Genomic DNA, 20,495 nt, shown 5'->3' on the forward strand with positions numbered 1-20,495 from the left:
TCATGGCACAGGTCCCGAGCTATCAGGTCCCCGCGCATCCCTCGGGTCTCGACATGCGCACGCAGTTGAACGCGGTCATTCTCGCGATGATCGGAGACAACTGCGGGCCGACCGAGCCGACCGAGTTGTACCCCGGCATGATGTGGGGCGACACGAGCGCGAACCGCCTGAAGCGCCGCACCAACGCAAATGATGCGTGGGTGAACATTGGCCCGCTCGATGACTTCCTCGGAGACCTCCGCACGCAGATCGCGGCCGAGGCTGGCAAGTGTGTACTGAAGACCGGCGACACGATGACCGGCGCGTTGCAGTTGCAGGATTCCACCGTCATGTTCAAGAACGGGGCTCAGGCGTGGTACGGCTATGTGGGCCCATACGGCAACGCCGGACAGGCGGGCTCAGGCATGGGCTTCGTGAACGCAGCGCTGAACGCATGGAATTTTCAGGTGGGCGATGATGGTTCGGCTGTTCTCCGCAACAGGCTGACCATCAGCGCGGGTGGTCTCTGGTCAAATGCCCGCGTTACGATCGCCAATGCAGCTGAACTCTGCCTTTCTGCTCCGCCGAATAACTGGGCGATGTACATGCGATATAACAGTACCGGCGTGGCGCAGATGGAGTGGGTCAACAATGGCTATAACGCCGTCATCGCAACACTGGACGACGGTGGTACTTTCAGACCCGGAACTCAGGGCTGCGTGCTGGGCGTCGATGGCAATCTGTATATGCCGTGGTATGGCGGCTGGCTGTCCGACATGCACAATGCTCTTATAAATCTCGCGAACAGCAAGGCACCGAACGGCGCACAGGTTCAATGGAATTCCGGCATTTCTGAACTTGGTTCCGCGATGGGCGGGACCCCTACCGTTGACGCTAGCAACCCTTGGGTCATGGAAGGCGTGCGCATTACAACGTCAACCGACATCAACCGGATTTATCCGCGCGTCGTGTGGTTGCGCAATGCCTAAACGGAGATATCACGCCATGATGGATTTTGATTTGCAGGGCTATACGCACGACCTCATGGCGTTCGCCATCCTCGATATGCTCCCGGCGTTGCGCAACCCGTACGACTTTCTCACCGCGCATCCGATCGACAAGGAAACAGGACTGCAATGCGGCGACCCGTACATCGCGGTCTGGCGTAACAACGAAATTCCGCAGCCCGCAGACGAGGACGTGCATAAGCATTTCCGCGCGAACGATGCGCGACTGCGCGCGCGCTTCATCCGTAGCCTGCGCAACGAAGCGCTCGCGAATACCGACCATAAAGTCGCGATCCCAGCCGACGCGCCCGAGGGCTTTACGAAAAGCGTCGACGAGTGGAAGGTCTATCGGCAAGCGTTGCGCGACTGGCCGCAGCAACCGGACTTCCCGTTTAGCGCGGTCTGGCCGAAGCGACCGAAGGGATGAAAATCCTCGTCCTGCTAAAGATCGTTGTCGTCGCTGCGATCGTGATCGTCGGCGCGTTGCTTATCGCGGCCGCGCTCTGCGGCTGCACGTTCGTTATCGTGACCGGCGACCACGACGACGTGCGCGACATCGAGGGCGCGGATAGCGATCTCACTTCGTCGTCGCGACCATTGGTAAGGGAGCAGAACAATGCGGATCAGTATCTACAACGATTGCGACAACCCGATCCGGGTCATCGTTGATCACGATGAGTCCGACGACCTGATCCTCGAATCAGGCGACGAACGTCTGATCGAGAGTCGCGACGTGCCAGGCACGATCGAACTGCGCGAACTCGACGGACCGCAGGCCAGCGAGCGCTAGATACGGCGATCGGACGCGTATCCGGCGCCGGACTGACCAGAACGCGCCAGAACGCGCCCGCGCGATCGAGCCGCTACGAGCATAGCGGCCGGCCGGCGCGGACGTCACGGCGGCGATTCCGGCGAGCCGGCGACGTGTCCGAGACTTCGCGGCGCGGCCGTCGCGCGAGATCCAGACGAAAAAAAAGCCCGCCGGGCGGCGGGCCGATCTGACAACGTATTCGCTCGACCGAGGGGAACAAGCGAACGGGATTGATTCTAGCGTCGCGCGCCGGCGACGTCCAGAAACGACAAAGCCCGCCGAAGCGGGCTTTTGCAATTGTGCGGGACTCGCGCTCGTAGTGGCGCGTTTCTGTTCTCAGTCGATCGCGCGAAAGATCGCGCCCGCTTCGTCGTGGTCCTTCGCGTAGTCGCGCAGCTGGTGATAGTGATCGCTGAACTTCTCGCGTAGCGCTTCGTCCTCGATCCAGACGAGCGAGCCCAGCACGAACAGCGTGACGATCACGCCGAACGCGTCCGCGCTGACCTCGCCTTCGTAGTCGTTACCCGGGACGTACACCGTGAAGCGCTTGTCCGTCTGGGGCGCCAGATAAAAGCCGCCGTTCGATAGCGTGTAGAACGTCCAGAGCCCGCCGTGATAGTCGGCCGACAGCATCCCGGCTTGGTCATAGACCATCGCTTCGGCGCGCATCATCAGACGCGCTCCGAAGAACTTCGGCAGGAACGCGAGACGCGCGGTCGTCGTGACTTCGTTACGTGTGATCTTCGTCATTTTTCCTTCGGGGTGTTGCGATTGACCGTGACATAGGTCTCGTGTCGCGTGATCAGGCCAGCGCGTTCCAGTTCATCGACAGCAGCGCGCGATCGTGCGCCGTAGATTTCAGCGAGCGATTCGGCGAGATCGAGATACGCGTCGTTCCCGCCGGGATCGCACATGACCTTGAGTGCGTGAAGCATGCGACGCGCGTCGCGGCTCAGTTCGATCTTGCTCATGTCCGCTCCCGAGTGTTGCAGGCGGGATTGGTGCTGGCCCAGACAAGCGAGCCGACCCAGCCGAGTACGGTCCAGCCGAGCAGGACGTTGAGGACCGAGATCGCGGTCGTGTTGTGATGCTTGCGACACGTCGCGACGATCGCGGGTAGCAGGTAAAGCGCGATGACGACAAGCGTCATGATGTTCGGTGTGTACATGATTCGATTCCCTTACTTTCGTTACCAGATCAAAGTTCCTTCAGCGTATGAAACAGGCGGCTGGCAGGGCCAGCCCGCCCATGGAATTACGCGTTGTTTTGAGTAGCGGCGCGTTCCGCGACCAGCGCTTCGATCGCAGCGCGATCCCACATCACACGGCCGCCGACTCTCTGCGGCTCAACCGGGAAGTTGTACGCAGCACGAGTCGACGGCGAACCGTAGTTCGACATGCTCTTTTTCGAGATGCCCATCAGATGCGCAGCGTGTTCGGTCGAGATCAGCGTCGCGTCTGTATCGATCACGATCTGTTTCGGCTCGACCGGCTGCTTCGCTTCGGTCGTCGGCTTCGGTTGTTTCGCTTGCTTCGTCGCTTCGTCCATCAGGACCGCGACGCTCGTGCGCTGCTCGATCGCGATCCGCGCGACACGCTCGACAAACCGCGTTTGTAGATCTTGGATCGCTTGCCACGCGTCAGCGAGAGACGTCGATTCGTTGGCAATCAAGGCGAGAAGTTGTACTTGCGTTTTCATCTGGATTCCTATGTTAAGTTCAGGAAGTTTCGTTTCGCTCTGGTCAGCAGCACCAGAGACTTCATTCTGAGCGGGATCTTCCCACCGGCCTACTTGATTTCCCCGAGTGGGAACGGGAAACCGATAAGACGGGCATATCGGCTTGGTTCAGACGAAAAAAAACCCGCCGGCGGCGGGTTCGTTCAAGTCGTTCGTGCTGCGTGCTATATCGGCCTTGCCGTGTCCGGGCGGGATCGCTACTCAACGGAAGTCGGTTCTACTTCGCCCAGTGCAACGGATACGGCGCGCTTTGCGCGCATGCCCTTCGTCGCCTTGCCTTCGTCCGACCGTTGCTTCTCCAGCCGCTTCAACAGTTCCACGGCTGGCTCGTCGTTCGGGTCCTGCGGAACAAGTTCGCCACGGAAGGCTTTGGCGAGCAGGGCTGGCGTTAAACAACCCACCGTAGTCTTGGCTTTCGCGAGACGGGCTTCCAAGCGATCGGCGAGGGCGAACAGGGTAGCGATGCGGCGGGTAATCTCAACCAACTCAACCGCCGGGGGAACTGCGATTGGGAGAGAGTTCAGCGCTTGCTGCGTGAGTTTTGCTCGCCCAGTGGTCCCACTCAGCCACGGGATAACATCGTAGTACATCAGCGCGTAGCAGAGATAGTCATTAGCCGCAGGGCTCGACGCGCGTAGGACATGTGCGTGATTGTTTACCCAGCACTTGCCACTGGCTCGGTACGCAATTGGCTTCTCACGACCATAAAATGTTTCATCTTCAGTGACGAGAACCAGTTCATCGTCGAAGATGTACTCATCGATCCGACTCACTTCTCCGTTGGCGCCGTAATAGGGATACAGCCCCTTAGCGCTTTGGCGGTTCTCTCGCTTGATCGGAACGCGCAATCGATCGAGGCATTCCGCGAATTGATGAACGCTCACGACGGCCCAGCCTGCGGGAATTTCTTGGTTCCAGTGGGTGGTATCCGGAGCAGCGAGGGGTTTCTTTTCCGTTTTGGCTCTTTGCGATTGCCAGAGCTGCAGTTCACGTGACGCATCATGCCCGAACGTGGCACCTTGGGCTCGCCAATCCTCTGTCAATCGTCCCGAAGTGGCAGCGGCGAGGACAGACCGCCGGAAGTCCCTCAGAATCGTCGGCACACGTTCAAGCCGTTCGCGGCACGCATCCACGCGCGCAAGCACGGTGTCGAGCTTGTCGGCGATGCGCTTCTGTTCTGCGAAGGGCGCCACCGGAAGCTCAGATACGCGAATCTGCTTCAGTACAAGCCGTTTTATCGCGGTGCCAGTCATTCCAGCAGTCATGGACCGGAACGCAATGGGGCTGTTGAGCCAGTGTTTTAGATAGGCGGCGTGCAGCAGATCGGCATTGGGCTTTAAGAGCGCAACGCTGGATAGCATGGAGAAAGGCTCTCGCAACGTGTTTAGAGCCGCGATCCCTGTTGTCACACCATCCTTGATATAAAGTACATCCCCATACTCAACTGGGCAGCGCGCATATATACCGCGATGCGTCTCTTCATCAACGTAAGTGATGTTGTCGACGTCCAACCCCCAGGGGCGAATGTTCTTCGCAGTCACGTATTTGAAGGCACCCGTCGCGGTATTGGTGGGTGAATGATGGGTGCCGTCAGTGATCAATGTGCACACATCTGATAGCGTTGCTGTCGTCCAGTCTTTCATTCGGTAGCCTCGTCGCTTAGCTCGGCCAAGATGGCTTCCAATTCAGCTAGCGCACCGTTTAACTCGTCCATCGCCTCTCTCGCCAGTACAGCGGGTTGGGGCAAATCGTCTGAGTGTTCGGCATTCTCATCCCGGAGCCAACTAATATCGAGGCTATCGCCGCGTTCACCGATCCACTTTCGACTGAAGGCGCGCAGTCTCCCGTCCTCACCTTGGTCGATTCGCTTGCTGCTGCCATCTGACGCCTTACCAAAGGCGCTTTCAAACTCTGCGAAGTACTCACGCGTGAGCGGAGTGCGCTTACCAAAACTCGGCGCGTTCGCTCGTAGGTCATACACCCAGACCTTTTTCGTGCTATCGGTTGCAGACTGGCTTACCTTGTTGAAGAAGAGCACATTGGTCTTCACGCCTTGCGCGTAGAAGATGCCTGTCGGCAGACGCAGGATCGTGTGCAGATTGCACTTGTTCATCAGGTCGCGGCGAATGTCAGCACCGACACCCGATTCAAACAGCACGTTATCAGGGACTACCACTGCCGCGCGCCCACCGTCCTTTAGATGCCGCACGATATGCTGCAAGAACGCGAGCTGCTTGTTGCTCGTCTCATACGTAAGGTCATCACGCGTCGGGCCACCACCGCCTTTTGCTGTACCGAACGGAGGATTGCTGAGAATGACGTCCGACTTCGGCAGGGCGGCTCCTGCATTACCGAGCGTATTGCCGATATGGACGACGCCCTCATCATCGCCCTCCATCCCGTGCAGCATGCAGTTCATCAACGCAAGTCGCCGGGTGCTCGACACCAGTTCCATGCCGACAAACGCCTTGTTGCGCTGGAACGTTCGCTGCTTTTCGTTCAGGTCATAAAGGTCGTCCGTCTGTGCCCTGATATAGGAATCAGCCGCGATCAAGAAGCCAGCGGTGCCTGCCGCTGGGTCTTGAATCGTTTCGCCCGCTTGCGGCTTGATGATGTGGATGATGCTGTCAATGAGGGGGCGCGGGGTGAAGTATTGGCCTGCGCCCGACTTGGTCTCATTTGCGTTCTTCTGCAGCAGGCCTTCGTACAGATCGCCAAGCCCGTCGCGCTTCGCCGAGAACCAATCGATGGCATCGAGGCTCTTGATCAGTTGCTCCAGGTGACGCGGTTCCTTCAGGCTCGTCTGTGCATCGGCGTAGATGGCCGCGATCAACTTGTCGGTGCTTTGGCTTAGCGACAGCAGCATCGCGCGGTAGTGGTTCAGAAGAGTCAACCCGCTCTTGCCGGTCAAGTCAGGCCAGCGCGCACCTTCGGGCAATTTGTGCTTGCTGAGCAGGCCGTTCTGCGTGTTCTCATGTTCCATCTTGACGAACAGCAGCAGGACCAGTTCGGTTACGTAGTTGGTGTACGTGATGCCATCGTCACGAAGCACATCACACAGGTTCCATAGCTTCTGGACGATATCGTTGTTAGTCATGAGGCCCTACTTATGAGGCGTTTGGGCGGGATCGCCGATCTGCGTAGACGCGGAGCGATTCCTTGGGTTGCGAGATTATGCCACTTGAGGCCAGAGGGCCTCGGCGACGCGGTGGAGCACATCGTCGAGCTTGCCGCCCAGCATGTTGTTCAGCCGCTTCGCGCCACCATCGTTGGAAAACGTGCTGTTGACGAACTGCTCATCGATAACCACCTCGTGCGTGAGTTGCTTCGCCAGTCGTTGAAGCCAATTGCGCTGCACGGGAGTCCAGTTCGTCATCTTGTAAATACCTTCCATCGCATGGGAAACGCGCTGGTCGAAGGGGATGAGAGCCTCGCCCAGCGCGGCCTGCCGGATGTAGCCAACGATGCTGGCGGCTATCTCTTGATTGGTCTGGTTGCGCCACGCGGTTTTGATCTTCGCTTCGGTGTAGCCGTGCGCGTCGAGCAGCAGGCGGACCGCACGGAGATCGGCGCGCGTCAGATCCTTCGGTCGATTCACGATCACTGACAGCGCAACTGACTCGTTCACCTGCTTGCGGATGAAGCTGGTGAAACTTTCGAGATAGTCTTCTGGCCTGCCAAACTCGCCATAGCTCTGGTCCCGGAGCAGCAATTCGTCTGCATGCTCCGAGATGATCGGCATTTGATCCGTCCCAGCAAGTTGCTTCACCTCGGCAAGCTGGTCCAGTAGCTGTTTGTGTTCGCGCACGAACTCGGCCGCGCCGACGGGCCCGAGGCTGTGAAGGTGTTCATGCAGCTTGCTCGCAGGTACACCCCAAGTCTGTTCAAGTTGGGCGAGCCTTTCCTGTAGCGCGGGCTTCTTTTCCGCTTGGTGCGCGGCTTTTCGGAGCACGCGCATCAGGCTTTGGTTCAGAGCGTCCAGGACTTCGTGAGCGTGCGTTCTTTCAGGCGTGCTGCCCGGCGCGTCGAAGCTCGCCGGGTTAGTAAGTTCATCGATGAGCTGCTCGATGGTTACGTTTGGGTCCTTCACGAGCGGCTTCATCGTCGTCACGTCCTCGAGCGCCGCGTAGATATCCACCGGGTCGTAGATCTTGAAGACGGTCTTGCCGATTTCGTCGCATCGGCGCGTGGCTCGCCCAATCATCTGCTCGTAAAGAATCCGGGACCGGACGCGGCGCAGGAAGACAAGATGGCAAATCGGCGGTACGTCGATGCCGGTCGTGAGCAGATCAACCGTGATTGCAATGCTGGGGAATCGCTCATTCTTGTACAGGCGAATTAGCTGGCTTACCTTGTCGGATTGACCGGTAATCTTGCGCACCGCAGCTTCGTTATAGTCATCATCGTATAGTTCCTTGAAGGCCTCGTCGAGCAGCCGCTTAACCATGTCCGCGTGTAGATCGGTCGCGCAAAAGATGAGAGTCTTCTCCTCGCCGAACGGGTCCAGTTCCTTCGCCAACTCCGCGCAGATGACCTTGTTGAACTGCTCGCTAATGACGCGGCGATTGAAGGATTCCACGTTGAAATTAAGCTCGTCGTCCAACTCGGACAGCTCCAACTCCCCGGTTGCCATATTGATGGCTGTGACCTTCTCGCCTTTCTCGAACTTGATTCCGTTCTTCGAGAGTAGGGTCTCGTACCGAATCGGCGGTTCGTGGTCGATCAGCCAATCGTCGGCAACGGCCTCGCGATAGGAGTACGTGTAGACAGGCTTGCCGAATATCTCCGTCGTATGCTTCGCCGGTGTCGCAGTGAGCCCGACCTTCGCCGCGTCGAAGTAGTCGAGAACCCGGCGATAGCTCGACAGGTATTGGGCTTGGTTGCGCACTACCAATTCGCCCTCGGTCATCTCCTGGTCCAGCGTATAGCCGCGATGCGCTTCATCGACAATAATGCAGTCGAACTCATCGATTCCGGGAGGGGATTCAGATTGCAAGATGCGCCGGACCATTGCCTGAACCGTCGCGACTTGGACGCGCGTCTCGGCCTCAGCGGACATGTCGCCCAACTCGGCAACGTTGTAAATCTTCGACAGCGGCTGATTCTGCTCAAGCAATGCCTCGTCGAACGCGTCGGTCGCTTGCTGGCCCAGCGCAGTGCGGTCCACGAGGAAGAGGATTCGTCGAAAGCGTTCGGCTTTCAGCAGCCGGTACATGAGACCAATGATGGTTCGGGTTTTGCCGGTGCCAGTTGCCATTGCAACGAGAATGGCGCGTTGTCCCTCGGTCAGGGCCGCTTCGATTCCCTGGATCGCCCTTACTTGGTATTCGCGCAGCCTCAGGTAATCGAACCCTTCCTGCGCAAGTTTGGCTTCGGCCTCTTCTTTGCTGCGCTTCAATCGATCGACTAGACCGTCCGGCTGATGAAACCCAATTAGTGCATCGGCCAGATTCGACGGCACGCGCAGGTCGCGGAACCATGTCCCACTCTGTTCGCGCAGTTGCTCTATGTAGGGGCGGCCGTTGCATGAGTAGGCAAATGGGACCTGGAAAAGTCCGCCTTGCCCATCCTTCCACGGCCCGTGTTGCCCGGCTACCTTCCAGGCTGGCGAGTGGTCCTGCGCAAGTTGGAAGCCGCGCGAGTATCGCTCTGCCTGCCCGATCTTGCCAGCGACGTTTTTGTTGATGCTCTTCGCCTCCACTACAGCGATAGGCATTATCCCCGCGAAGAGTATGTAGTCGGCAGACTGCTTGCCCAGCGTGGGCCATTCTGCAATAGCCTTGTTCTTTCCTGGCTCAGGACGCGCGCCCTTCGCATATGTCAATTGTTGCGTGTCCGCGACCCAGCCGGCGTCGACCAGCTGCTGATCGATGAGGATGCGCGTTAGCTCTTCGGTCAGCACGAGATTCTTCGTCGCCTTCATCGTGCTCGCCTGCGCCTCCTTGGCTTGCTGGGCATCGAGTTGCGCCTGCAACTGCTTTACCTGGGCCTCGAAATCGTCCCGAGCCTTCTTGAGCGCCGCCTCCTGTTCCTGCGCAAGCTCCTTGTATGTCTTTGCCTCCGCGTCCATCTGCAACGCGAGCGTCTCGTATTCCTGCTTCTCCTGCGCGACGAGGTCGGCGAGTTGCTGATTGTCTTCGAGCGTTTGCGACGCGGCCTTCAGTTGGGCCTTGAGCTGATCGATCTCGTTCTGGAGGTTGCGGAGGTGTGCGCTGGGGTCCGCGGGCGGAACAAACGGGCCGGGCTTGAATGCCGTGCCTTGTTTTCCGAACGACTCATGGAACCAGATGGCGAGCGCGCGCGCGACCTTGAGGCCGTCCATGGCCTCCTTGTGCTTCGTCGTGAACTCGTGAGTGGCCTTGTTTCCTTCCACGCGCAGCGTGTGGAAGAGCCCGCGGACGGTCCGGTCAAGCCCAGCTTCTCGTTCCAGCCGGTAGAGCAGGTCGGCCTGGCTCATCTCCTCAAACTCGACGCCCAACCGCGCGGCGAGGTCCTGCGCCATCGCCTCCCCGAACTGGCGGAGCTTGATCAGTGTCGTGTTAGGGTCGGCGGCGAAAACGCTCTCGGCTGCCGCGCCTAGTTGCGCGAGGAGTGGCGAGTGCTCGGCAAGAAAACTGAAGTTCCCGGAATAGCTCACGATCGTTGTTGGTCTGTCGTTTTTGTGTGATGAGAATACGCTAAACGACCGTGCGTGGAAATGAGGCCCACATTACAAGAAGATTTCAAGAGTTGCGGCGATACGTGGCCGTGGGGTCTTGGCCGATGAGCCGCCTAACGTCATCCGCCGGTGAGCGTCCACTGTGTTTGTTGCAGGTCAGCCCACTTGCCGGACACTAAACAAGCGACGCGCTTCGGCTCGATCCCTCCGTCGGGGTCGCGACAAGGTTCGGGACATAGCGACTTTTGCGACCACAGGGCCAATCTCGCAAAGATAGGATTTGGTTTATCATCGCGATTTAATTTACAAAGTGTCCGGATGAGGCTGGCCGAATTGCTAGCCCAGAGAGCGGGGACTTTGGCGACGTTCACAAATAAGCCGCTGCCAGGAAAAGAAATGGACATTGAGACCTCCAGTGCAATCAAGTTGTTTTTCCCCAACCCGTCGTTAGCGCTTATCTATTACGAAGCAATTGCAAACGCCCTAGACGCCGGCGCGACGGACATACAAATCTCTATCTCCATTCAATCGTTTTCTGCCAGCGAAACATTGAATGTCAAAGTGACGGACAACGGTGCGGGTTTCACCGATGAAAGCTTTGATCGATTCAAGACATTGATGAAACCGAAAGATGGCTTCCATAAAGGAATCGGCCGGCTTGTGTTCTTGAATTATTTTGGCGCCGTCGAGATCGACAGTCAGTGGGATAAAAATAGAAGACGCTTCACATTTAAAGAAAATTTTGACGGAAAAGCAGACGTCGAGAAACTGGCGACGCCCGTTGGCAGCAATAGAACAGTTTTGTTATTCACAAAATTTTCGAAGGAAAAAGTTAAATCTTACGATGATCTTCGACCGCAAAGTCTCAAAGAGAAAATCATTTCTCACTTTCTTCCAACACTGAACGATCTTCGGGATAGGAAGATTGATTTCAGAATAGAGATCAAACTTGAGACCGAGGAAAGCAACGCCCAGAAAGAGTTCTTTTCAAGCGATACAGTCATAACTGTCGGCGACTTGCCGGAAATGCAAATGAAGCAGATCGGGGATGATGCTGTTGACGCGCATTCGATTATCAACATGCATTACTACGTCAAAGCAACGACTTCTCCATCAAATCTGCTAACGGCGGTAAGCATTGACGGGCGTACAATTCCGATCAGCATAATACGGCCCTCGTCCATCCCGTATGGTTACTCTGTTGTATTCATTTTCTCGTCCGAACTGTTCGGAGCGAGTGCTGACAGTTCGCGGCAGAAGCTTGAGCTTCCCGACGGGCTTTCGGAAGCCACGCTTTATGCGACCTTACGTCGTGAGATCGGAAACGTTTTGGCTGAAAAAATACCAAAAATATCTGAGTCAAATACTAAGATAAAAAACAAATTTGAAGAGCAATTCCCGCATTTGCTGGGATTTTTTGAAGGAGCAACCGTTGGTTTAATCGATCGCGAAGAAGCGCTTGATAATGCACAACAAAAATTCTTTCAGATTCAAAAAGAAATTCTAGAATGTGAAACCTTAACCGATTCAATCTACAAAAAGTCTCTCGAAGCATCCGCTCGTACGTTGACCGAGTACATCCTGTATCGGGAAAAAATCATATCGAAGATGAAATCCATGACATCCGATAACTCAGAGGACGAGATTCACAATCTGATAGTCCCGCGACGAGTGGATTTCCATAAAGACGCAATAGCCAGCGATATATATCAAAACAATGCTTGGCTTCTCGATGACAAATTTATGACGTTCCGTACGATACTGAGCGAAGCGCGTATGGATAAGGTCATCAATGCCATTCGACTAGATGGAGAACCATCAGGGGAAAATGGCAGGCCTGACATCGCGATGATCTTTTCCGCTGATCCTGCCGAGTCGATGCCTGTTGACGTCGTAGTCGTAGAGATCAAAAGAAAAACTGACGACGAAAAAGAAAACCAGTACGCGATAAATCAACTTTTGGAGCGTGCTGACAAACTTGCTCAGCACTGTACGAACATTCAACGAATTTGGTATTACGCCGTACTGCAGATCAACGATTCCTTCGCCCGAAGTTTAAGACAACAAAAATGGGCTCCCCTTTTCTCGAAAGGTAGGGTCTATTACCAAGAGTTTCCCACTGAACGCCCTGACCGGACGGTTGTGCCGACCCCGATGTTTGTGATGTCGTTCGATGCGATAGTTTCTGACGCACAATCGCGCAACCATACCTTCTTGGAAATCTTGCGTTCAGCGATGAAGCAGCATTCCGAGCAACTTGCGAAGGCAAAGGTCAACCAAATGCCGTCGCTGTAGGCGTGGTGTGTTGAGGGCAAGTCGCCGTCCGCGCCAAAAACGCGCGGAGATAGTCTCGCTACAGTCTCGGATCGTTTTTTTTAGCGCGAAAACGACCTGATATAATCGCCGCGCAGGCTTGCTGGATAAGACTTTCAGCGATTTAGCGATCGAATTAGAATCAGCCGCTGTGCGGGGCGGCACCTACTTTCTTTGCTGCTGCAAAGAAAGTAGGCAAAGAAGACAGCTCAAACCGCTAATTCTTAAGCGGGCACCGTGCTCCACAAATTGCAGTGGTGCATCTGGAATCCGTGCCTCCGCACATTCCACGGCAGTGACAAAGCCGTCATCCATCCCACTGCGCACTACGTGCGTCGCGGACGGGTATGCAATGGAAACCAGAGTGTTTTTTTAGGTTAGTGGGGCCATCGGCTGCGCCTCGGCGACGCGCCGAAACGACCAATGGTTTGAGAACAGCGCTTCGGCGCGCGCAGCGCCGCCGGAAGAATGACGGCCTTGTCACTAACGCGGAGTGTGCGGGAACACAGATTCCAGATGCACCACTACCCGCGGTGGACAAAGGGACCCGCTTAAGAGTTAGCGGTTTAAAGCTGTCTTCTTTGCCTACTTTCTTTGCAGCAGCAAAGAAAGTAGGTGCCGCCCCGCACAGGGGCAACGCCAATAGACCGACAAGAAATCAAGGAAAGGCCAACGCCCTAAGAACACAGAAAAAACCGGCGAAGGCAAAAAAACACAACAACAAAACAGAACCCCGCGCCGCAGGCGCAAAAAAACCACCCGCTGCGCGGCCAAAAAGTTGCTATTACTTCCGCATCGAATCCATATCAATCACAAACCGATACTTCACATCGCTCTTGAGCATGCGCTCATATGCTTCATTGATCTTCTGCATTGGAATCATTTCAATATCAGAAGTAATGCCATGCTCGCCACAGAAATCGAGCATCTCCTGCGTCTCGGCAATACCGCCAATCAGCGAACCAGCAAGGCGCCGCCGCTTGAAGATCAGATTGAACACCTGCGGCGACGGATGATCGTGCTCCGGAGCACCCACCAACGTCATCGTCGCGTCACGCTTGAGCAGATTCAAAAACGGATTCAGATCATGCTGCGCAGCCACCGTATTGAGAATGAAATCGAAGCTATTCACATGCGCTTCCATCTCCTGCGGATTCTTCGAAACCACGACTTCATGCGCGCCAAGCCGCTTCGCATCCTCGATCTTCGACGGGGAGGTCGTAAACAGCACGACATGCGCACCCATCGCCCGAGCCAGCTTCACACCCATATGGCCGAGTCCACCGAGGCCGACAATCCCGACCTTCTTGCCCGGGCCCACGCCCCACGTGCGTAGCGGCGAATACGTGGTGATGCCCGCGCACAGCAGGGGCGCGACACCCGCGGGGTCGAGATTCTGCGGCACGCGCAGCGTGAAAGCCTCATCGACGACCAGTTGCGTCGAATAGCCACCGTAAGTGACCTGTCCGTCGACGCGATCGACACCGTTATACGTGCCCACCCAACCGTTCTCGCAATACTGCTCGAGACCTTCCGCGCAGCTCGAACAGGTGCGGCACGAATCGACCAGACAGCCGACCGCGACCAGTTCACCGACCTTGTACTTCGTCACGTTCGGACCAACCGCGGTCACACGGCCTACGATCTCGTGGCCCGGCACGACCGGGTAGATCGTGTTCTTCCATTCGTTGCGCGCCTGATGCAGGTCGGAATGGCACACGCCGCAGTACAGCACTTCCATCTGCACGTCATCGGCGCGGGGTGCGCGGCGCTGGATTTCAAATGGGGCGAGCGGCGCGGTGGCGTCGGTCGCTGCATAGGCATACGTCGTGCTCATGGATGGCTCCAGCAAAGAGGGTAATGGCGCAACATGCGACGCGCCGACGATGCGCAACACTGGGTTGCGGATGCGGCGGGCCGCAGCATGAACCGGGATCGGGGCGCGAGCGTTGGGGGCCGCCGTTGGCAAGCTGTCGGCGCATGGCGGTCGATGACCGCGCACGCTGCGCGCGTCGAAAAAGGCGATCCGGCAGGGTTCCCATGTTAGGAGCCCGGCGCCGCCCGGAGAATACCTGATCGTCTTGAAGGTTTGCCTAAAACTCTGGAGGGGCAGCGCGACAGGCTGTTTGATGCTAAATTTCAAGCATTATTCTCTTGGCCATCACCATATCGTCATGTCCACTCACGCTGTCGGTTCCATTCCGGAAGACCCCGCGCAACGCCGCTTGCTCGAACTGTTCAACCTGCTCGCGCCGAATGCCGGCATGACGCGCTCGAGCCTCGAAGGCGTCAGCCTGCTGCGCGCGAATCGTCCGATGCCGCGCATGCCGGTCATGTACGAGCCGAGCATCGTGATCGTCTGTCAGGGGCGCAAGCGCGGCTATCTCGGCGATCAGGTGTTCCAGTACGACGCACAGCAGTACCTGGTGCTGTCGGTGCCGTTGCCGTTCGAATGCGAGACCGAGGCAAGCGAACAGGAGCCGTTTCTCGGCATGTCGGTGCGCGTCGATCTGACGATGGTCGCCGAACTGCTGATGGCGCTCAACGAAACCCAGGGCCTCGCGCAATACGAACCGGCAGGCATGTATTCGACGCCGCTCGATGCCGCACTGAGCAGCGCGGTGCAGCGTCTGCTGGAGGCGCTCGCGTCGCCGCTCGACGCGCAAATCCTGGCGCCTGGCATCGTCCGGGAAATCTGTTATCGCGTGTTGACCGGCGAGCAGGGCGGCGCGATTCGCGCGGCGCTCACGCATCAGAATCACTTTGGCCGCATCGCGAAAGCGCTGCGGCGCATTCATGCGGACTACCACGCGTCGCTCGATGTCGATACGCTCGCGGCCGAGGCCGGCATGAGTCTCGCGGTGTTTCATGCGCAATTCAAGGCGGTCACCGCGACCTCGCCGATGCAGTACGTGAAGACCACGCGTCTGCATCACGCGCGTCTGTTGATGGTGCAGGATGGCTTGAATGCGGGCGCGGCCGCCGTGCGGGTCGGTTACGAAAGCGCGTCGCAGTTCAGCCGCGAGTTCAAGCGGCTGTTCGGCCTGAGTCCCGTCGACGAGGTCAAGCGCATGCGCGTCGCTCACGATGCGCCGCCGCCGCGCGCGCACAAGCCGGTGCCGCGTTATGTGACCGCGGTCTAAAGCCCGCTGAACCAGTTGTAGCCCTGATCTTCCCAGTAGCCGCCCGGGTTCGTGTTGGTCACGAAGATCGCGGCGATGTGCTTCGGGTTCTTGAAGCCGAGCTTGGTCGGCACGCGCAGCTTCAGCGGATAGCCGTATCTGGCCGGCAGCGGCGCGTTGCGGAAATCGAGCGTCAATTGCGTTTGCGGATGCAGCGCGGTCGCCATGTCGAGGCTGGAGTAGTAGCGGTCCGCGCATTTGAAGCCCACATAACGCGCGCTCAGATCGGCGCCGATCCGTTCGAGAAACGTGCGAAACGGCACGCCGCTCCATTGTCCGATCGCGCTCCATCCTTCGATGCACACGTGACGCGTGATCTGCGAGACCTGCGGCAACCTGCGCAACTGCTCGAGACTCCAGCCGCGTTTGTCCGCGACGAGCCCCGATACTTCGAGCCGATAGGTCGAGCCGTCGATATCGGGCGCGTCGAACTCGGGATAGAACGCGTTGAACGGAAACGGATCGGTGATATCGCGCGCCGAATAGGTCGGCGCGAGTTTGTTGCGATTGAACAGCCACGGCTGCACGCGGTCGTTCCAGCGCGACATCGCCCATAGCACCTTGTCGACGGAATCGTTGTCCTGCAGGTTGCAGCCGGACAGCATCGCGAGCGTGCCGATCGATAGCGAGGAGCGCAGAAACAAGCGGCGTTGCAACTGCTCGATCCGCGGTCGGTGCTCGGCAAGCACGATGCGTGAGCGGCGCGCGTCTTCTGTATTGGCGTGCGTATCGTTCGCCGTGTCGGTTCGTTGCGGGGCGCTCATGCGCGAGTCCTCTGGGAGGCTTGATCGATGCGCTGCGCGCTGCGCCGGGCGCGTCCGGTGAACATCGGCGGCAACGTGCGCGGCACCAGCAGCACCAGCAGCAGATGCACGACGACAAAGCCGACCACGCCGGCCATCGCGACGAAATGCACGCGGCGCGCGAAATCGAAGCCGCCGAACAGCGCGGTTAGCCACGACAATTGCACCGGCTTCCAGATCGACAGTCCCGATGCGACGAGCAGCACGCCGAGCAGCAGTACCAGCAGATACAACGCGCGCTGCACGGCGTTGTACCTGCCGGTTTCGTGCGGCAGTCTGAGGCGCAACGCCAGCGCCGCATCGCGCGCCAGCTCGCGGGCACGCACCGGCAGCAGCTTGCGACGCAAATGGCCGCTCGCGACGCCATGCGCGAGATACAGCAGGCCGTTCGCGCACAGCAGCCACATCGCCGCGAAGTGCCATGCGATCGAGCCGCCGAGCCATCCGCCGACCGTCGCCCACACGGGGAACCGGAACGGAAAGATCGGCGACGCGTTATAGATCGCCCAGCGCGCTCATCACCATGCAGGCCATCGCGAACGCATTGATCCAGTGCGTCACGCGAACGACCAGGGGATGAACAAGAAATGCTTGCGAGTCGGGCATTGGCTTCAAAGACGAGAGGGATGAAGACGAACGACGCGCCGCTTTACATCGGCGGCGTCACGCCATGCTCGCCAGCCGAAATGAAATTCGCCGCCATCGCGCCGCCCGCGTCCTTGTGCGCGAACAGCACGACCTTCGTGCCCGGCGTGAGCAACGCGCGGCTGCCCGGCTCCAGACTGACGATGGGCACGTCCTGCGGAATCACGATCTTCTTCTCGCCATCCTTGTACTTGACGGTGATCGTGCGGCCGTTGCTGACCACGAGCGAGCCGACCGTGCCGTTCGTCATCGTGCTGTTCGCGCCGAGATCCCACGGCCGATGACCTTCGCCCGAACCGCGCATGCTCGGCGGGAATACATGCACTTCGAGCGCCTTCAACGTGCCGTCGGGCTGCGGAATCGCGGCGGTGCCGACGTAGCTGTCCGGCTTGATGTCGCTGATGTTGGCGAGCGTGACGCCGCGAATCGGCGTTTCGGCGGCGAGCTTCACGTCGACGTCCTGACCATCGCGCGTGTGGACTTTGAGCAGATCGCCCGACAGCGACGTCACTGTGCCGCGCACGCCGGTCGGCGCGGCGGTCTGGGCCGAAGCCGCGAACGTCGTCGCGAACAGCGCGGCGGCGAGTGCGGGGACGGCGAGGGCGCGCAGCGTTCGTGCGCGGGCGATCTTCAAGCGGGTATTCATGAGGCAACTCCAGGAAGGGATGCAGCGTGGTGGATGGTGCGTTCACACTAGCCATCGCATCGGCTCATCGGAGTGACGGGAGGATGACAAAAACGTCATCAAGGGTCGATGGCGGCCACGTAGAATGGCCGCCGGGAGCGCTGCGGTTGTTCTCGCGCGCTGTCATCAGGCTTTTTTGCGCGTGCGAGCGCGGCCTTTGCGGTCGCATCGCGCGAGAGGAGCAGCGAGCATCATGAGCATTCTGGTCATCGAAGACGATCCGAAAACCGGCGACTATCTGAAGAAGGGCCTGCGCGAGAATGGCTATGCGGTCGACCTCGCGCGCACCGGCACGGACGGCCTGCATCTGGCGCTCGAGCATGAATACGAACTGATCGTTCTCGACGTGATGCTGCCCGGCATCGACGGTTGGGAAATCATGCGGGCGTTGCGTGCGCGGCGCGATCTGCGGGTGATTTTCCTGACCGCGCGCGATCAGGTCAGCGACCGCATTCGCGGTCTCGAACTCGGCGCCGACGACTACCTGGTCAAACCGTTTTCGTTTACCGAGCTGGTGCTGCGCGTTCGCACGCTGTTGCGCCGTGGCGTAATCCGCGAGAGCGACGTGTTCGAAGTCGCCGACCTCAAGCTCGACGTATTGCGCCGCCGAGTCACGCGCGAGGGCGTCGACATTCCGCTGACCAACAAGGAGTTCATGCTGCTGCATCTGCTGGTGCGCCGCGAGGGCGAAGCGCTGTCACGCTCGCAGATCGCGTCGGAAGTGTGGGACATGAACTTCGATAGCGACACCAACGTGGTCGACGTGGCGATCAAGCGCTTGCGCGCAAAGGTCGATCACCCGTTCGGGAAGAAGCTGATTCACACGGTGCGCAGCATCGGCTACACGTTCGGCGACGGCGCATGAAACTCTGGAGCGAACGCTCGCTGATTGCGCGCACCACGGTGCTGTTCGCGCTGATCGCCTGCGCGGTGATCGGCTCGCTCGGCGCGTATTTCTATCATTCCGCCGAAGTCTCGCTGCAACGCCGCGCCGACGTCGTGCTGAGCGGCCGTGTCGAGCATTTCAGCCGCATCGTGCACGACCTTTATTCGGTTAGCGAATTAAAAAAGCGCCCGCTGCTGTTCGAGACGATGCTCGGCGCGGAAGAGGACGTGCTGATCTTCCGGCGGCCGGGCGAAGCGCCGTTCGTCGACGTGAATCCGGGCAGGCTCGCGGTGCCTGAGCTACCGGCCGGCCCGGCGGGCAATCCGCCGCGTGCCGCCGACATGCGTCAGACGCGCACGCCCGACGGCGTGCCGGTGCATTGGGCGATTGCGAGCGCGACAGCGCGCGAGGATGGCGCCGAAGTCGAGGTGATCGCAGGCCATCCGATGACGCACGAAATGCGCATGCTGGCCGAATACCGCAACCGCATCGTGGCGGCGACGCTGACCGGCATGCTGGCCGCGACGCTGCTCGCTTACGGCGTGCTGCGCCGCGCGCTGCGACCGGTTCGCGAGATCGCCACGCGGGCCGCGCAAATCAGTCCGACGAACCTGGCGGTCCGGCTCGACGACGAAGCGGCGCCAGTGGAACTGCGTCAACTCACGCACGCGTTCAACGCGATGCTCGATCGTCTCGCCGACGGCTATCAACGCCTGCAGCAGTTTTCCGCCGATCTCGCGCACGAGATTCGCACGCCGGTCGGCGCGCTGGTCGGCCAAACCCAGGTGGCGCTCGCCCAGCCGCGCGAAGCCGACGAATATCAGCAACTGCTCGAATCGAATCTCGAGGAGTTGAATCGCCTGAGCCATATCGCGGAGAACATCCTGTTTCTCGCGCATGCGGATCATGCGGCGTTGTCGATCGAGCGGCAGCCGGTCGATCTGCATGGCGAGCTCGTCAGGATCGCCGACTATTTCGAAGGCCTGGCCGACGAACGCGGGATGCGTTTCGAAGTCGACGCGGCGGGCGTCGCGTCTGCCAATCCGATGCTGTGCCGCCGCGCCATCAACAATCTGGTCGTCAACGCGGTGCGTTACGGCGCGGGCGACACGATCGTGCGCCTGCGCGGCGCGCAGGACGAAGCAGGCGCGCTGGTGACGGTCGAAAACGAGGGCGAGCCGATTCCCGCCGTGCAACTCGACCGGCTGTTCGACCGCTTCTATCGCGGCGACGCGGCGCGCAGCGCGTTCACCGAATCGAACGGACTCGGGCTCGCGATCGTGAAGGCGATCATGCATCTGCATGGCGGCAGTGCGCGCGTGGTGTGTCCGCTGCCAGGCGTCGTGCGCTTCGAGCTGCGCTTTCCGGGTGCGTGACTTGCTATCGGGGTAGGTCCGGCGCAGCCTCAGCCGACGCCGCCTATACTTTTCAAAGCGCTTTGAAAGGACCGTTCGCTGCCGAACTCACCAGGAGTCGCATCATGGTCAAGCTCGCTTTGTATGTCCGTCTGGAAGCCAAGCCCGGTAAGGAAAAGGAAGTCGAGGCGTTTCTGCTCGGCGGCCTGCCGCTCGTCGAGCAGGAGCCGGCCACCGCCGCGTGGTTCGGTCTGAAGCTCGGTCCGTCGACGTACGCCATTTTCGATGCGTTCGACGACGAAGCCGGCCGCGACGCGCATCTGAACGGCAAGGTCGCGGCCGCGTTGATGGAGAAGGCGGCCGAGCTGTTCGCGTCGCCACCGAGCATCGTCAAGCTGGATGTGCTCGCGGCCAGGCTACCGGGCTGAGGTTGA

The 20,495-nt window shown here is 59.1% G+C and carries 19 protein-coding genes and 1 pseudogene; 8 read left to right on the top strand and 12 right to left on the bottom strand.

What is annotated here, in order from left to right:
* The first annotated feature begins 53 nt into the window (after positions 1 to 53).
* The 3 genes from OKW41_RS10445 (at position 54) to OKW41_RS10455 (ending at position 1,776) form a co-directional block, all read left to right on the top strand.
* A complete protein-coding gene (locus OKW41_RS10445; RefSeq protein ID WP_429572414.1) occupies positions 54 to 968 on the top strand; it encodes a hypothetical protein in 915 nt (304 codons plus the stop codon).
* A gap of 16 nt (positions 969 to 984) precedes the next feature.
* On the top strand, positions 985 to 1,413 hold the full coding sequence (locus OKW41_RS10450; protein ID WP_429572415.1) for a phage tail assembly chaperone: 429 nt from the start codon (positions 985 to 987) through the stop codon (positions 1,411 to 1,413).
* Positions 1,414 to 1,602: 189 nt separating this feature from the next.
* Entirely contained in the window at positions 1,603 to 1,776 is a 174-nt protein-coding gene (locus tag OKW41_RS10455) for a hypothetical protein (protein ID WP_429572416.1), read from the top strand.
* A gap of 357 nt (positions 1,777 to 2,133) precedes the next feature.
* Here OKW41_RS10455 and OKW41_RS10460 read toward each other — a convergent pair whose 3' ends face one another.
* The 8 genes from OKW41_RS10460 to OKW41_RS10495 all read right to left on the bottom strand — a co-directional run bounded on the left by OKW41_RS10460 (position 2,134) and on the right by OKW41_RS10495 (position 10,596).
* The gene (locus tag OKW41_RS10460) at positions 2,134 to 2,547 is read right to left on the bottom strand and encodes an antirestriction protein (protein ID WP_429572417.1); all 414 of its coding nucleotides are present in this window, start codon (positions 2,545 to 2,547) and stop codon (positions 2,134 to 2,136) included.
* Positions 2,544 to 2,768, bottom strand: a complete 225-nt coding sequence (locus OKW41_RS10465; RefSeq protein WP_429572418.1) for a hypothetical protein — start codon at positions 2,766 to 2,768, stop codon at positions 2,544 to 2,546. The genes OKW41_RS10460 and OKW41_RS10465 overlap by 4 nt, the downstream gene beginning before the upstream one ends.
* Positions 2,765 to 2,965 (bottom strand): superinfection immunity protein, encoded by a 201-nt coding sequence (locus tag OKW41_RS10470; RefSeq protein ID WP_429572419.1) that lies wholly within the window; start codon positions 2,963 to 2,965, stop codon positions 2,765 to 2,767. Before OKW41_RS10470 ends, OKW41_RS10465 begins: the two co-directional genes overlap by 4 nt.
* A gap of 86 nt (positions 2,966 to 3,051) precedes the next feature.
* A complete protein-coding gene (locus tag OKW41_RS10475) occupies positions 3,052 to 3,495 on the bottom strand; it encodes a hypothetical protein (protein ID WP_429572420.1) in 444 nt (147 codons plus the stop codon).
* A gap of 236 nt (positions 3,496 to 3,731) precedes the next feature.
* Positions 3,732 to 5,177 (bottom strand): restriction endonuclease subunit S, encoded by a 1,446-nt coding sequence (locus tag OKW41_RS10480; RefSeq protein WP_429572421.1) that lies wholly within the window; start codon positions 5,175 to 5,177, stop codon positions 3,732 to 3,734.
* Positions 5,174 to 6,631 carry an N-6 DNA methylase gene (locus OKW41_RS10485; RefSeq protein ID WP_429572422.1) on the bottom strand — a complete coding sequence of 486 codons (1,458 nt, stop codon included), beginning with the start codon at positions 6,629 to 6,631 and terminating at the stop codon, positions 5,174 to 5,176. Before OKW41_RS10485 ends, OKW41_RS10480 begins: the two co-directional genes overlap by 4 nt.
* A 75-nt stretch (positions 6,632 to 6,706) precedes the next feature.
* Positions 6,707 to 10,171, bottom strand: coding sequence for a type I restriction-modification system endonuclease (hsdR, locus tag OKW41_RS10490; RefSeq protein ID WP_429572423.1), 3,465 nt, complete (start codon positions 10,169 to 10,171; stop codon positions 6,707 to 6,709).
* A 140-nt stretch (positions 10,172 to 10,311) separates the two neighbouring features.
* The gene (locus tag OKW41_RS10495; protein ID WP_429572424.1) at positions 10,312 to 10,596 is read right to left on the bottom strand and encodes a hypothetical protein; all 285 of its coding nucleotides are present in this window, start codon (positions 10,594 to 10,596) and stop codon (positions 10,312 to 10,314) included.
* Between OKW41_RS10495 and OKW41_RS10500 the strand changes: the two genes are divergently transcribed.
* Positions 10,589 to 12,487 (top strand): ATP-binding protein, encoded by a 1,899-nt coding sequence (locus tag OKW41_RS10500; RefSeq protein WP_429572425.1) that lies wholly within the window; start codon positions 10,589 to 10,591, stop codon positions 12,485 to 12,487. The genes OKW41_RS10495 and OKW41_RS10500 overlap by 8 nt on opposite strands.
* Positions 12,488 to 13,289: 802 nt before the next feature.
* On the opposite strand, the gene OKW41_RS10505 is transcribed toward OKW41_RS10500, so the two are convergent.
* Positions 13,290 to 14,342: an NAD(P)-dependent alcohol dehydrogenase gene (locus OKW41_RS10505; RefSeq protein ID WP_429446748.1), complete on the bottom strand. Its 1,053-nt coding sequence runs from the start codon at positions 14,340 to 14,342 to the stop codon at positions 13,290 to 13,292.
* Between the two features lie 337 nt (positions 14,343 to 14,679).
* On the opposite strand from OKW41_RS10505, the gene OKW41_RS10510 reads away from it, so the two are divergent.
* Positions 14,680 to 15,648, top strand: coding sequence for an AraC family transcriptional regulator (locus tag OKW41_RS10510; protein ID WP_429572426.1), 969 nt, complete (start codon positions 14,680 to 14,682; stop codon positions 15,646 to 15,648).
* Here the strand turns inward: OKW41_RS10510 and OKW41_RS10515 are convergent.
* The 3 genes and pseudogenes from OKW41_RS10515 to OKW41_RS10525 form a co-directional block, all read right to left on the bottom strand.
* Complete coding sequence (locus OKW41_RS10515) at positions 15,645 to 16,451, bottom strand: molybdopterin-dependent oxidoreductase (RefSeq protein WP_429572427.1); 807 nt, start codon at positions 16,449 to 16,451, stop codon at positions 15,645 to 15,647. The genes OKW41_RS10510 and OKW41_RS10515 overlap by 4 nt on opposite strands.
* Positions 16,448 to 17,096 (bottom strand): annotated as a pseudogene (locus OKW41_RS10520) (cytochrome b/b6 domain-containing protein). Before OKW41_RS10520 ends, OKW41_RS10515 begins: the two are co-directional and overlap by 4 nt.
* A gap of 43 nt (positions 17,097 to 17,139) precedes the next feature.
* On the bottom strand, positions 17,140 to 17,781 hold the full coding sequence (locus OKW41_RS10525; protein WP_429572428.1) for a hypothetical protein: 642 nt from the start codon (positions 17,779 to 17,781) through the stop codon (positions 17,140 to 17,142).
* A 232-nt stretch (positions 17,782 to 18,013) separates the two neighbouring features.
* On the opposite strand from OKW41_RS10525, the gene OKW41_RS10530 reads away from it, so the two are divergent.
* The 3 genes from OKW41_RS10530 to OKW41_RS10540 all read left to right on the top strand — a co-directional run bounded on the left by OKW41_RS10530 (position 18,014) and on the right by OKW41_RS10540 (position 20,489).
* Positions 18,014 to 18,685: a heavy metal response regulator transcription factor gene (locus OKW41_RS10530; RefSeq protein WP_429572429.1), complete on the top strand. Its 672-nt coding sequence runs from the start codon at positions 18,014 to 18,016 to the stop codon at positions 18,683 to 18,685.
* Entirely contained in the window at positions 18,682 to 20,082 is a 1,401-nt protein-coding gene (locus OKW41_RS10535; protein WP_429572430.1) for a heavy metal sensor histidine kinase, read from the top strand. Before OKW41_RS10530 ends, OKW41_RS10535 begins: the two co-directional genes overlap by 4 nt.
* Positions 20,083 to 20,186: 104 nt before the next feature.
* A complete protein-coding gene (locus OKW41_RS10540; RefSeq protein WP_429572431.1) occupies positions 20,187 to 20,489 on the top strand; it encodes a putative quinol monooxygenase in 303 nt (100 codons plus the stop codon).
* Positions 20,490 to 20,495: the final 6 nt, after the last annotated feature.

Source organism: Paraburkholderia sp. UCT70 (assembly GCF_050434085.1).
Classification (GTDB): Bacteria; Pseudomonadota; Gammaproteobacteria; order Burkholderiales; family Burkholderiaceae; genus Paraburkholderia; species Paraburkholderia tuberum.